Annotated in this window: 8 protein-coding genes; 4 read left to right on the top strand and 4 right to left on the bottom strand. The window is 61.9% G+C overall.

Annotation, left to right across the window (positions count from 1 at the left end; genetic code table 11):
• The first annotated feature begins 1 nt into the window (after position 1).
• From IP89_RS02200 to fhuB, 4 genes are all read left to right on the top strand, one after another.
• The gene (locus IP89_RS02200) at positions 2 to 3,580 is read left to right on the top strand and encodes an EAL domain-containing protein (protein ID WP_043307322.1); all 3,579 of its coding nucleotides are present in this window, start codon (positions 2 to 4) and stop codon (positions 3,578 to 3,580) included.
• A gap of 503 nt (positions 3,581 to 4,083) precedes the next feature.
• Positions 4,084 to 4,851 (top strand): ATP-binding cassette domain-containing protein, encoded by a 768-nt coding sequence (locus IP89_RS02205; RefSeq protein WP_043307324.1) that lies wholly within the window; start codon positions 4,084 to 4,086, stop codon positions 4,849 to 4,851.
• Positions 4,851 to 5,708: an ABC transporter substrate-binding protein gene (locus IP89_RS02210; protein ID WP_043307326.1), complete on the top strand. Its 858-nt coding sequence runs from the start codon at positions 4,851 to 4,853 to the stop codon at positions 5,706 to 5,708. The genes IP89_RS02205 and IP89_RS02210 overlap by 1 nt, the downstream gene beginning before the upstream one ends.
• Positions 5,705 to 7,720 carry a Fe(3+)-hydroxamate ABC transporter permease FhuB gene (gene fhuB, locus IP89_RS02215; RefSeq protein ID WP_081963141.1) on the top strand — a complete coding sequence of 672 codons (2,016 nt, stop codon included), beginning with the start codon at positions 5,705 to 5,707 and terminating at the stop codon, positions 7,718 to 7,720. The genes IP89_RS02210 and fhuB overlap by 4 nt, the downstream gene beginning before the upstream one ends.
• A gap of 54 nt (positions 7,721 to 7,774) precedes the next feature.
• Here fhuB and fhuF read toward each other — a convergent pair whose 3' ends face one another.
• From fhuF to IP89_RS02235, 4 genes are all read right to left on the bottom strand, one after another.
• Entirely contained in the window at positions 7,775 to 8,524 is a 750-nt protein-coding gene (fhuF, locus tag IP89_RS02220; protein ID WP_043307327.1) for a siderophore-iron reductase FhuF, read from the bottom strand.
• A 16-nt stretch (positions 8,525 to 8,540) separates the two neighbouring features.
• Entirely contained in the window at positions 8,541 to 9,836 is a 1,296-nt protein-coding gene (locus IP89_RS02225; RefSeq protein WP_043307329.1) for a lysine N(6)-hydroxylase/L-ornithine N(5)-oxygenase family protein, read from the bottom strand.
• 150 nt (positions 9,837 to 9,986) lie between these two features.
• On the bottom strand, positions 9,987 to 10,985 hold the full coding sequence (locus IP89_RS02230) for a GNAT family N-acetyltransferase (RefSeq protein ID WP_043307330.1): 999 nt from the start codon (positions 10,983 to 10,985) through the stop codon (positions 9,987 to 9,989).
• On the bottom strand, positions 10,975 to 13,161 hold the full coding sequence (locus IP89_RS02235) for a TonB-dependent siderophore receptor (protein WP_052080921.1): 2,187 nt from the start codon (positions 13,159 to 13,161) through the stop codon (positions 10,975 to 10,977). The genes IP89_RS02230 and IP89_RS02235 overlap by 11 nt, the downstream gene beginning before the upstream one ends.
• Between the last annotated feature and the right edge of the window lie 102 nt (positions 13,162 to 13,263).

The raw sequence follows: 13,263 nt of genomic DNA on the forward strand, positions 1-13,263 counted from the left end.
CATGTACGCGGATGCCGAAATCCTGGTGGTGGAAGACAGCCCCACCCAGGCGACAGAGCTGCAGTACATGCTCGAAGCCGTCGGCTGCAAGGTGCGCGTCGCGCGCAATGGCCGCGAGGCGCTGGAGATGGTGGCGGTGCGCAAACCGACCATCGTCATCAGCGACATCGTCATGCCGGAAATGGACGGCTACGAGCTGTGTCGCCAGCTCAAAAGCTCGGCGCAGACCCAGGCGATCCCGATCATCCTGGTGACCTCGCTGGCCGATGCCCGCGACGTGGTGCATGGCCTGGCTTCCGGGGCGGACAACTTCATCGTCAAACCCTTTGACGAGAAGTACCTGATGTCGCGCATCCGCTACTTCCTGATCAACCTCGAGCTGCGGACCCACGAGCGCGTGCAGATGGGCGTGGAAGTGGTGCTGGAGGGCGAGCGCCACTTCATTACCGCCGGCCGCCAGCAGATTCTCGACCTGCTGATCTCCACCTACGAGCAGGGCGTGCGTCTAAATCAGGAGCTACAGCACAAGCACGACGAGCTGACGCGCACCAATTCGCTGCTCAACTGCCTGTTCCACTTCACCAGTGGGCTGACCGACGCCAAGAGCGAGCGCCATGTGATCGATGCCGCGCTGCGGCGCATCCTCGAGTTCCCCGACGCGGTCGGCGCCTGGCTGCTGCTGGACGCTTCCGGCGATCCCAAGGAGCCCGCGGTGGTGGCCGGCGCCTGTGCGCGAGGCCCGAACTACGCCACTGCCGACCTGGACAGCTGCGCACTCAACTGCCCGTGCCGACACGCCTGGCATGAGGACAAGCTGAGCCAGCCGAGCAACATCAGTAACTGCCCGGCGCTCAGCGCCAAGCCAGGGGAGGGTATCCACGCCAGCATTCCGCTGCAGTTGAGCGGCGAGACCATCGGCATGCTCAACGTGGTGCAACGCGACGCTCGTCCCTGGTCGGCCGACTCGCTCAGCGCCCTGGCGTCCATTGGCCGTCAGCTGGCCATGGCTCTGGGGCGGGTGCGTCTGTTCGAGAGCATGGAACAGCTGGTGGAGCAGCGTACTGAGGCTCTGACCACCAGCGAACAATTGCTGCGCAAGGTGCTCGACAACCTGCCGGTGGGGGTGTTCGTCACCGACCCGCAGGGCCGCCTGATCATGAGTAACCCGGAGAGCAGCCTGATCTGGGGCGGTGCGCACCCCGGTGGCACCGAGGGGTACGCCCACTACCGCGGCTGGTGGGCTGAGAGTGGCGAGCGCATCACCGAGAGCGACTGGTCGATGATGCGCGCGGTCAAGCAGGGGCGCATTTCGCGCAACGAAGTGATCGACATCGAGACCTTCAAGGGCCAGCGCAAGACCATTCTCAACTCGGCTGTGCCGTTCCTCGATGCCAACCAGGTGATCCAGGGCGCCATCGTGGTGATCCAGGACATCACCGAGCAGCGCCGTCGCGATCTGGAGATCCGTACCCGCACGCGGGCCGTGGAGGCCAGCGTCAACGCGGTGATCATCACCGACGCCGAGCAGGATGATCACCCCATCGTCTACGCCAACCCGGCCTTCGAGCGCATCACCGGTTATTCGGTGCAGGAGGTGCTGGGGCGCAACTGCCGCTTCCTGCAGGGCGCGGAGCGCGACCAGCCCGAGCTGGACAACATTCGCCGCGCGCTGGCGGCGCAGGAGGAGGGCGCGGCACTGCTGCGCAACTTCCGCAAGGATGGCTCGGAGTTCTGGAATGACCTGCGGGTAGCGCCGGTGATCAACGATCGCGGCAAGGTCAGCCATTTCGTCGGCATCCTCCACGATGTGACAGAGAGCAAGCGCTACCAGGAGGAGCTGGAGCATCAGGCCAACCACGACAGCCTCACCGGCCTGCCCAATCGAAACCTGCTCAACGACCGTATCGGCCAGGCCATCGCCTTCGCCGGGCGCGACAACAGCCCGTTCACCGTCGCCTTCATGGATATCGACAACTTCAAAGTGGTCAACGACAGTCTCGGCCACGGCATCGGCGACCAGTTGCTGGTCGAGGTTGCTTCGCGCCTGCGCGGCGGCATCCGCGACATCGACACCATCGCGCGGCTGGGCGGTGACGAGTTCGTCATCGTGCTGGTCGACGGCATGCAGCTCAGCGAGCAGATCAACTGGTTGGAAGGCCTGAAAAACCGCATCGCCACGCCGATAATGCTCGACGACCAGGAAGTGCTGGTCAGCTGCAGCATCGGCTTCTGCTGCTATCCCGCCGATGGCCGCGACGTGGAAACCCTGCTGCGCAATGCCGACACCGCCATGTACCAGGCCAAGCACCAGGGGCGTAACCGTATCTGTGCCTTCATGCCGGAGATGAACGAGCAGGTGCAGACGCGCCTGGCCCTGGAACGGCAGATCCGCCATGCCCTGCAGAACCAGGAATTCATTGTCTTCTACCAGCCACAGCTGGACCTGCAGAGCGGCCGCCTGTGCGGCTTCGAGGCGCTGGTGCGCTGGAGTCGCGACGGCAGCATCGTGTCGCCGGCCGAGTTCATTCCGCTGGCCGAGGAGACCGGCTGGATCGCCTCCATCGACTTCTATGTGTTCGAAGTGGTATGCCGGCAGCTGGTGATCTGGCGCGAGTTCTTCGGCCAGGACCTCAGCGTGGCGGTCAACTTCTCGGCCATCAGTTTCGCCGAAGACGACTTCATCGAGCGCATCCTCGGCGTGCTCAAGGCCCAGGCCATTCCGCCGCGCTGGATCAAGGTCGAGCTGACCGAAACCATCCTCGCCAGCGACGCTGGCGAGGTGCAGAAGAAGATGCAGCGCCTGTGCGACCTGGGCGTGCGCTTCTCGATCGACGACTTCGGCACCGGCTATTCCTCGCTGGGCTATCTCAAGCGCTTCCCGTTCCGCCAGCTGAAGATCGACCGCAGCTTCATCACCGACATCCTCACCGAGCCGGACAGCGCCTCGCTGGCGCGCTCGATGATCTCCATCGGCCATAACCTGGGCATCCGCGTGATCGCCGAAGGGGTAGAGCAGGCCGAGCAGATGAGCTTCCTGCGCGCCGCCGGCTGCGACGAGCTGCAGGGATATTTCTACTCACCACCGCTGCCGCCGCTAGCATGCATGCAGTTCCTCCAAGGCAACGCGCCGCTCAGCCTGCCGACCAACATCATCGATGGCAGCGCACGTTATCTACTGGTAATCGACTCGGCGGAGCAGGAGCTGGATGAACTGCGCCGCACCCTGCGCCTGGAGAGCTACACCATCCTCAACGCGGCTGATGCCCAGGAAGCACTCAGCCTGATGGCTACCCACCCGGTAGACGTGGTGTTGGCCGACCTGGAGCTGGCGGACATGAGCGGCGTGGACTTCCTGCGCAAGATCAGAACCATCTACCCGGACGCAGTACGCATGCTGCTGGGCAGCGCCAATGCAGTGACCAGCATCCTCAAGGCACTCAACGAAGGCGTGATCTACCGCTTCGTCACCAGCCCTTGGGAGGCGGAGGATCTGCGCAATCAGGTGCGCGATGCCTTCCAGTTGCGCGAACTGCACCGCGAGAACAGGCGCCTGCGCGAGCAGTTCGACCAGACACGCTGAAGGAGAGGGCAAAGACTTCGCAGCGAGACTCTGGTGGTGTTGTCGTTCAGTGCGTCAGCACAAGCTGAAGCCGGTCACCATTGCTGGATGTTTGATTCAGCGTCCAGAAAGAGACAAAGGCGACGGCCAGGGTGCTGCTGTTCCGAGAGCTGGGATTATGATTCGTGAGCGGCGTCTGTTATGGATTCTGAAATGTCGAACACATATCGGATTCGGTTGTTCGAGGTGGGGCTACAGAGCCGAGGCTGCCTACGCATGATTAGCACAGTTGTAATGCGGAGATGGGCTAAAGGGTTCCGTCTCTTTATACATTATTTAACATAATATACATTATGCGAATTTATGAGTGCACATCTCTAGGCCTGTTCGTAAGTTCGCATACAGCGCCTTTCGTTAAATCCGAGGATTTGTCCTTCCTTTTTATGATTCAATCTTGTTTGCAGTAGATAATCGTTTTTGGCTAAAGTCCCCGCCTTCGAGAGGCCGGCATTCAAGGATCGACCATGTTCCGACTCGATGCAGTCAGCTTTAGTCTGCCAGAGCGCACGCTTCTGCATCCGCTCACGCTCGATATTCCTCAGGGCCAAATGGTTGGCCTGATTGGCCATAACGGCTCCGGCAAATCCACGCTGTTGAAGATGCTGGCGCGCCAGCAGCCGGCAAGCACCGGTCGAGTGCTGCTGGACGACAAACCTGTATCTGACTGGAAGGATCGCGACTTCGCTCGCCAAGTGGCCTATCTACCGCAGCAACTGCCATCGGCGGAAAGCCTCACGGTGCGCGAACTTATCGGGTTTGGTCGCTATCCCTGGCACGGACTGCTTGGCCGTTTCGGGGCCGAAGACCATGCCAAGGTCCGCGAGGCCATGGAATTGACCGACACGCAGCGCTTCGCCGAGCGCATGGTCGACAGCCTATCTGGTGGCGAGCGCCAGCGTGTCTGGCTGGCCATGTTGCTGGCACAGAACAGCCGCTATCTGCTGCTCGACGAACCCACTTCGGCTCTCGATATAGCGCACCAGGTTGAGGTGCTAGGCCTGGTGCATCGCCTTAGCCAACAACTGGGACTGAGCGTGATCGTGGTACTGCACGACATCAATATGGCTAGCCGCTACTGCGACCGCCTGATCGCGCTGCACAGCGGCCGGCTGCTACTGGACGGCAGCCCAGCCGAGCTGATGACCGACAGCAATCTGGAGGCCATCTATGGCCTGCCCATGCAGGTGCTCAGCCATCCCCACGGCCAGCAACCTATCGCCGTGGTGATCTGATGCGTTGGCTGATCTGCATGCTAGTACTGCTGACGGGACTGGCCAAAGCCGACGCGCACCAGCCACGTATCGCGGTCATCGACTGGGGGCTGACCGAGACGCTGTTGGGACTGGGCGTGACGCCCATCGCCGTGGCACAGACCGAAGGCTATCGGCGCTGGGTTCAAGCACCAGAGTTGCCCGCCGAGGTCGTCGATCTCGGCCTGCGCATCGAGCCCAATCTCGAGCTGCTCAGCCAACTCAAGCCGGACATGATCCTGATCACCCCGCAGTTTGCCGTCAGCCGCCCACAGCTCGAACGTGTCGCACCGGTCCACGAGTTGGCTATTTATACGCCGGAGGCCGAGGCCTATGTCGGTGCCCAGCGCGTGACTCGCGAGCTGGCAGCGCTGCTCGGCCGCCAGGCCGAAGGCGAAGCCATGATCGCCCGTATCGACGCCAATATGGCGCGGGTCAAGCAGCACCTTGCCGCGCAGAAGTTGCCACCTTTCTATGTGATGACCTTCCTCGACCAGCGTCATGTAAGGCTGTTCGGCAAACAGAGCATCTACCAGGGCGTGCTGGATCGCACCGGGTTACGCAATGCCTGGACCGGGCCGACCAATTACTGGGGTTTCAGTCAGCAAGGCATCGAGCGCCTGGCCGAAGAACCTAGCGCTGCCCTGCTCTACCTGGAACCCATGCCGCCCGGCACTGCCGATGGCCTGGCGCGCAGCGCCTTGTGGCAGCAGCTACCGGCCGTGCGTGAGCAGCGTCTGTACGGCCTGCCACCGGTATGGAGCTTCAACGGTTTGATGGCCGCCGAGCGCTTCGCCCACCTGCTGGAGGCGCGTCTGGCGCCGGAGGCCGCGCAATGACGGAGCTGCTGGCCCAGGGGCCTTTACCGGTTCGCGAGCGTCGTGGTTTTTCCAGCCACCCGGGTTGGTTGTGCGCTGTGCTGCTGATTCTGGCGCTGGGCCTGGCGCTGAGCGATCTCGGCCGTCGCCTGCCGCTGGGCGAATGGGCTCAGGCCATGATCAGCCCTGTCGACGGCGATATGCAGCAGTTGATCCTGCACTTCAGCTGGTTCCCGCGCCTGTGCATGGCCTTGCTCTGTGGCGCCGTACTCGCTCTGGCCGGCACGCTGATGCAGCAGGTGTTGCGCAATCCGCTGGCCTCGCCGACGACCTTGGGAGTATCCAGTGGCGCCCAGCTCGGCCTGCTGGTGGCTACGCTATGGGCGCCCTGGGCGCTCGACTATGGCCGAGAGTGGGTCGCGCTGGCCGGTGGTGGTATCGCCGCCCTGCTCGTCTTCGCCCTGGCTTGGCGCCGTGGCCTGGCACCGTTGACGTTGATTCTCGCTGGCCTGGTGGTAACCCTCTATCTCAGCGCATTGAACGTGACGCTGATGCTGGTGCAACAGCAGGACCTCAATGCAGTGTTCATTTGGGGCTCGGGCTCGCTCAGCCAGAACAGCTGGGGTGGCGTGCAATTCCTCATCCCGCGCCTGCTGCTGGGCATGCTGCTCCTGCTGCCATTGCTGCGCCCGCTGGCGTTGCTGGAGCTGGACGACAGTGGCGTGAAGAGTCTCGGCGTACCGCTGCGATTCCTGCGTTTCGTCACCCTTTCGCTCTCCGTGTACCTGGCGGCCTGTGTGGTCAGTACCGTCGGGGTCATCGGCTTCATCGGTCTAGCAGCGCCGGCACTGGTGCGTTTGCTTGGTGCACGTACTTTCGCTCAGCGCCTGCTCTGGGCACCGTTACTCGGTGGTTTGCTGCTGTGCGTTACAGACTTGGGCATCCAGCGTCTGGCGGGCAGCCTGGCCGAGCTGGTGCCTACTGGCGCGGCGACTGCGCTGCTGGGGGCGCCGTTGCTGCTCTGGCTGCTGCCACGCCTGCGCCTGGCTGGCGGGCAACCGCAGAGCGGTGATAGCCAGCATTTCGAGCGCCACCCCTTCCCCGCTCGACGCTTGGCACCGTTGATGATTTTGCTGGCGCTAGCACTGCTGATCGCGCTCGGCCTGGGCCGTGGGCTGGATGATTGGCAATGGAGTCTCGGTGATGCCGCGTTGCTCGACTGGCGTTGGCCACGAGTCATGGCTGCCGCGGCCGCGGGCTGTATGCTCGCTTTGGCTGGATGCATGATCCAACGTCTGACCGGCAATCCCATGTCCAGCCCAGAAGTACTTGGCATCAGTGCCGGCGCCGCGCTGGGGCTGATCGCTCTGCTCTTCCTGCTGCCCTATTCAGGCCCCCTCGCCCAGTTGGCCCTGGGCGGTTTGGGCGCGGGGTTGACCCTGCTGCTGTTGCTCGGCCTGTCACGTCGTTCCGGTTTCGCTCCGGAGAAGGTGTTGCTGATCGGTATCAGCATTACCGCGCTGTTCGATGCACTGCAGGTAATACTGCTGGCAGGTGGTGATCCGCGTGGACAAAACCTGCTGAGCTGGATGTCCGGCTCGACCTATTTCGTCGGTCCGCAGATGGCAATCTGGGTACTGGTATGCAGTCTGGTTCTGCTGCTTGCCGCCCTGCCCTTCGGCCGCTGGCTGGAACTGCTGCCATTGGGCGAAGGCACGCCCCGCGCTCTTGGCGTGCCGCTAGGACTCAGCCGCTTCGTGCTGCTTTTACTAGCAGCGCTGCTGACTGCCGGCGCCACCCTGATCGTCGGGCCACTTAGCTTTATCGGCCTGTTGGCCCCGCACCTGGCGCGTTTGCTCGGCCTGGCGCGCGCGGTGCCGCAGATGTTCGGTGCAGCATTGCTCGGCGCACTGGTGATGGTCGCGGCAGATTGGCTGGGGCGCACCCTGCTGTTCCCGGCGCAGCTGCCCGCTGGCTTGCTGGCCTCGCTGCTGGGCGGCGCCTACTTCATGCTGTGTCTGTATCGGCGCTGATGGTGGGCTGTTCGCTGCATTTCTGAGCCCACCCTAAGCCGGTGGGCTAACGAATCAATCCAGAACGGCTGTACCTTCAGCCGGCGGCTCTTCCAGCAACGGGCAGTTGTCGCACATATCCATGCCCAGTTCGTTGCGAATGCAGCACAGCTTGCGCTGGCGCCAAGGCGCGCAGCCCTCGCCTTGCGGTACATAACTCACCGGTTCGAACAACGGATTGCGCGTGCCATCTGGTCGCAGCTTTGACTCCAGCACCTCGAAACCCTGAGCCAGCATCGGCTTGGGGAATGGCAGGCCGCCGAGCGTGGACATGAACCATTCGAAGTAGTTACCGGCGTTGCTCCACAGCACCCGCGCCGCGATCTTGCGGTGGCTGCGCAGCGCCTCGATGAAGGCCGGCAAGTTGTCATCCAGTAGTCCGGAAAACCGCTCGAAACCATTGGCAGGAGTCGCCGCCCAGCGCTCGCCGGCATGCGGCAGCTTGAACGCCTCGGGCAGGCCGTCGGCGCCCACCACCACCTGGATCTCGTCGAAATCCAGCGGCAGGCGCCAGTTGAGGATCAGGCCTGCCGCCAGTACCGGTGGAATCAGGCGCAGGAAATAGTATTTCGACCAGAGCGACATCAAGGCGCGGCGATCACCCTCAGCATGCTCGGGGCCGAAACGCAGCATCTGCTCTTCCAGACGCGCAGCGCTGACAAACTCACGCCCGGGCAATGCCGGGCGTGGGTCATCCGCAAGGGTGAGTACATCGCGGTAGTGGGCGAATGGCCCTTGGAACAGCGGGGCAATGGCCGGGATCATCGGCCCCCCGCCTGGGTCAAGCACATGCGCTGGCGACTCCTGTCGTTTGGCGTCGATGGCTGTTGTCCAGCAAGGCGTCGACCACTTCCTGCGAGCGAATGGCAAGCACCGAGAGCAGCGTGTCGCTCAGGCCGTGACTGGCCTCGCAGCAACCCTGCAGGTAGATGCCCGCGCTCATCTGCGGCTGGCAGCTCAGACGATAGTCGCGCTCCACGCCTTCGCCAAGATGCTCCTGCAGACCTTCGAGCAGGCGTTTGTAGCCATCGCGGCGATAACCGGTGGCCAACACTACCGCATCGAACAGACGATCCTCGCGTCCCTCCGGACCATTCAGGGTCAGGCGAATGCCCTCGGCGCCAGCCTGCACGGCCTCGATGCTGCGCTGCGTGAGCAGGCTGTGCGGCGCGTGGCCGGTGACCTTCTGCAGGTACAGGCGGTGGTAGATGCTCTCGATCAGGTCCAGGTTGACCACCGAATAGTTGGTCTGCGCATTGGCCTGGATGAAGGCTTCGCGCTCCTCCGGAGCCTGGCCGTAGACCACGTCGGTATAGGCCGGATCGAAGATTTCATTGATGAACGGGCTGTCATCGGCCGGACGCAAGGCCTGGCTGCGCATCACCATGCTGACTTCAGCCGCCGGGAAGCGCCCGCACAGGTCGCTGAAGATTTCCGCTGCGCTCTGTCCTGAGCCGATCACCGCCACGCGCTTGGGCTCGGCGCAGCCCTGGATGCGCTCCAGATAGCTGGAGGAATGGATCACCCGCTTGTCACCGCGCAGTGGGCGGAACATCTCTGGCACCACCGGCTCGCCGCCGATACTGACCACCAGGTTGCGGGTGATGCGTGCGCGGGTGCGGCCATCGGCCAGGCGCGAGATCACCTTGACCCGGGTCACGTCGCCACCATCCAGCACCGGCTCGACGGCGATGACTTCCTCGCCGTAGTGCACGCGCTCGCTGAACTGCGCGGCAGCCCAGGTCAGGTAGTCGTTGTACTCCAGGCGCGACGGCGTGAAGGTGCTGATGTTGATGAAGGCTTCCAGGCGACGCTTCTGGTGCAGGTAATTGACGAAGGTGTAGCGGCTGGACGGATTGCGCAGCGTGGCCAGGTCCTTGAGGAAGGAGATCTGCATGCGGCTGTCGTCCAGCAGCATGCCGCCGTGCCACTCGAAGGCCGGCTTCTTCTCCAGGAAGCAGTAGCGCAGGCCGTTCTCGCGTACGCGACGGTCTTCGTCCAAGGCCACCGCGATGGCCAGATTGGCGGGCCCGAAGCCCAGCCCGATCACGTCGTATTCCAGTGTTTCTATGCTCATGTCAGGCCCCGATCCTCTGCGGATGGTTCGTGTGAAGGCCAAGTCAGCCCCTGGAGGCACTCGCCTCGCCCAACCTCATCAGTTTCACGGCCGCGCTCGGGCGCGGCTCTTTTGTTCTAGGCTCGCGAACAGCAACCGCGAGCCGTACTGCTATGCCAGACGGCAGCGTTCGAAGAACACTTCGCGGGACTGCACCATGAGTGCGGCTCGCTTGTGCGGGAAATCGAATTCCTTGGCCTTGTGATACCCCTGCGCCTGCATGTGGCCGATCATCTTGGCATTGTCGGCGCGAGGTTCGGCGACCACCCGCTGGGTACGCGGATCATCGAGGAACAGGTAGTGGGTCAGCGCGCTCAGCCAACTGGCCACCTTGTGCGGGCCGCGATGGCTCTCCTCGCCGACCAGCATGTGGATGCCGCGGTCGTAGTCCGCCACGTCGTAGAACGGCGCGATGCGGTCTTCCTTGGCCCAGTAGGCCTCGTAGTAGGCGAAGGGCTCATCGTCGAAGCAGCCGATCAGGGTCAGCACGCGCGGGTCCGCGGCCAGCTCTTCCAGGTAGCGGCGATGTTTTTCGAGATCGCCCTCCTCCTGCCAGAACGCGGCCACACGGGCACTGTTCTGCCAGCGATTGAAGCGTTCGAGGTCGCTGTCGATGTCTAGGGTGCGCAAGGAAATCCAGGCACCCAGATGGACATCGAAACGGCGATAGACCTCGCCCACCGGTTTCGGCGCGCGGCGCGGGTGACGACGGCCATGGGCATGCATGACCATCTGCTGCGGGTAACCAGCACTGCCAACGTTGCGCAGGAGACTGGCAGGAAGTTGCCAGAACAGCGAACGCTCGATGCGCAGGCTGTCACCCTCACCCACCAGCAGGCCGCTGGTGAGCAGGGATGGATCGATCGAGTCCAGCTGCAGACGCAGGGCCTGCAGCTGGGGATTGTTGGCAAAGCTCCAATAGGCCAGTGCCCACAGGGCCTTGGCCTGGTCCTCAACTGCCAGCTCCAGCGGCACCAAGACCTCGTCCTGCCGACGCACGCGCAGCAGAGCGCGTTCGTCCAGATGCAGAGCCAGACTGGCGCCGTCGTCACGAGCGGTCAGCCGCTGCCCGTTGGGCAGCGACAGTTGTTGCAATGGATTAGAAGTCATAACTCACACTGGCGATGACGTTGCGACGGTTGCCGTACCAGCAGTAGTAATCACAGGCCGTGACGTACTCTTTATCGGTCAGGTTGCTGGCGTTCAATTGCAGGCGGATGTCCTGAATGCGATACCCGACCATGGCGTCTACCAGGGTGTAGGACGGTACTTCCAGGGTTTCGGTGTTGTCGCCATAGCTGGAGCTGGTGTGACGCACGCCGGCACCGAACTCCAGGCCATCGAGGACACCACCGATGAACTGGTACTTGCCCCACAGAGAAGCCATCTCGTCAGCGACGTTGGCAGGAGCCTTGTCTTTTTCAGCATCGACTGTGGTCTTGGTCGTTTCTGGATCGAGTTTGGTATAGCTGGCGATCAGGCTGATGTTTTCGGTGACATTGGCCTGAGCCTCAAGCTCGATACCCCGGCTGCGGACCTCACCCAGTTGAGTTGGAACTCCTGCACGGGTCTTGGTGACGTTCTCCTGTGTCAGCTCGAATACTGCCGCAGTAAACATCGCGTCCAGACCTTCCGGCTGATACTTGATGCCAACTTCCTTCTGATCGCCCTCTTGCGGCTCGAACGGATCCCCAGTGACTCGATTGATGTCGGTGACCGGCAAGAAGAACTCGGAGTAGCTGATATAGGGGGTCAGACCGTTGTCCATGACATAAGCAACACCACTGCTCCAGGTGAAGTTGTCGTCACGCACGTTATGACGGGCATTGGTAGTCTGATTGTCGAAGTCAGTGCGTGAACGATCGTAGCGGCCGCCCAACAGGAACACCCAATTGTCGTATTTGAACTGCTCTTGGATATAGAGGCCGTTCTGATCGGCGCGAGTGTCTTTATCTTCCAGAGCAAAAGCACCGATGGGAGCATTGTTACCCACAGGGAAACCAAAGTACGGTGTGGAGTTGCTCGGGTTGTATATGTCCAGCAGAGGGATGGTTGGTGCAGTGGGGTAGCCGTTGGGGCTGCGATCATTGATCTTCAGTTGCTGATAGTCATAGCCAAGCAGCAGTGTGTTTTCCCAGCGATCACCGAACCAGTTACCGAGTAATCGGTTATCTACCGATAGATTGTCGGCTTTACCATCATTGTAAGTCAGCCCTCGGGCAATCAGCCGGTTGCTGCCAGGGGCATTACCGAAATAGAACAGTTGGCGCAGTTCCAGATCCATATGGCCGTAACGCAGGTTCTGCTGGAAGTCCCAGTTGTCGCTGATGCGATAGTTCAGCTCGTAGCCAAGGGTATATTGATCACGTTCGAAGGTTTCGTACTTGGGATTGCCAACTGCAGTATCAGTGTCGATATCACCATTGGGGTTCGGAAGTATGGTGCCACTGGGCGGCAGGAACTGTAGCTGCGGATCCGAGCGATCTTTCTGCATGCTGGCCAGCAGGGTCAGCGAGGTGTCTTCGTTGAAGTTGAACGTCATCGAGGGGGCCAGCAGGATGCGGGCAGCATCTACGTCGTCCACCTGAGTACCAGTATCACGGCTCAGCGCGACAACGCGGTACAGCACGTTGCCCTCCTCATCCAGCTTGCCCCCCACATCGGCGTTGACCTGCTTGCGGTCGAAGCTGCCGTACTGGATGCCAACCTCGCTCTTGGCATCGGCTGTTGGGCGCTTGCTCTGCAGGTTGATCAGACCGCCCGGCGGAGTCTGTCCATAGAGCACGGAAGCGGCGCCCTTGAGCACTTCGATGCGTTCGAGCATGTAGGGGTCGATTTGCCAGCTGTAGAAGGAACTGGAGTAGATGCGCGAACCGTCCATGAACAAACCGTTGTTGGCTTGCTTGAAGCCCCGCACGATGAACCAGTCTTGCTTGTTGTCCTCACCATAGAAGCCGGCTTGCACCCCCGCGGAGTAGCGCAGCGCCTCGCTAATGGTCTGGACGTTGCGATCATCCATCTGCGCCTGGGTCACAACGGACACCGAGCGAGGGGTTTCACTCAGTGGAGTATTGATTTTTGTAGCACTGCGGCTGTTCTTCGCCACATAGCCGTCGTCCTCGCCAACCGGGCTGTCCAGCTCACCACTGATATTGGTGGCCTCCAGCTTCACCGCCTCCTCGGCGTACAGGCCTACACTGAACGCGCTCAGCGCAAAGGCCATGGCCAGTGGTAGGCGGGCTCTCGCGAACGGTACTTTGGCTTGGTACTTAGCTTGCTGTTCCATCAACACTCCCCACTTAAATCAAATTAGAAAGATTCGCATTTGTTGTTCTTGCACCTACTAGACGAATCGCTTCTGGAAAAATTTACCTTCCCCTGACATTTC

This window comes from Pseudomonas sp. ML96, assembly GCF_000761545.1.
In the GTDB taxonomy this organism is placed as follows: Bacteria; Pseudomonadota; Gammaproteobacteria; order Pseudomonadales; family Pseudomonadaceae; genus Aquipseudomonas.

Bases quoted from the DNA above. Each gene is read 5' to 3' on its own strand.
- IP89_RS02200 (WP_043307322.1), top strand. From the start codon at position 2: ATGTACGCGGATGCCGAAATCCTGGTGGTGGAAGACAGCCCCACCCAG.
- IP89_RS02205 (WP_043307324.1), top strand. From the start codon at position 4,084: ATGTTCCGACTCGATGCAGTCAGCTTTAGTCTGCCAGAGCGCACGCTT.
- IP89_RS02210 (WP_043307326.1), top strand. From the start codon at position 4,851: ATGCGTTGGCTGATCTGCATGCTAGTACTGCTGACGGGACTGGCCAAA.
- fhuB (WP_081963141.1), top strand. From the start codon at position 5,705: ATGACGGAGCTGCTGGCCCAGGGGCCTTTACCGGTTCGCGAGCGTCGT.
- fhuF (WP_043307327.1), bottom strand. From the start codon at position 8,524: ATGATCCCGGCCATTGCCCCGCTGTTCCAAGGGCCATTCGCCCACTAC.
- IP89_RS02225 (WP_043307329.1), bottom strand. From the start codon at position 9,836: ATGAGCATAGAAACACTGGAATACGACGTGATCGGGCTGGGCTTCGGG.
- IP89_RS02230 (WP_043307330.1), bottom strand. From the start codon at position 10,985: ATGACTTCTAATCCATTGCAACAACTGTCGCTGCCCAACGGGCAGCGG.
- IP89_RS02235 (WP_052080921.1), bottom strand. From the start codon at position 13,161: ATGGAACAGCAAGCTAAGTACCAAGCCAAAGTACCGTTCGCGAGAGCC.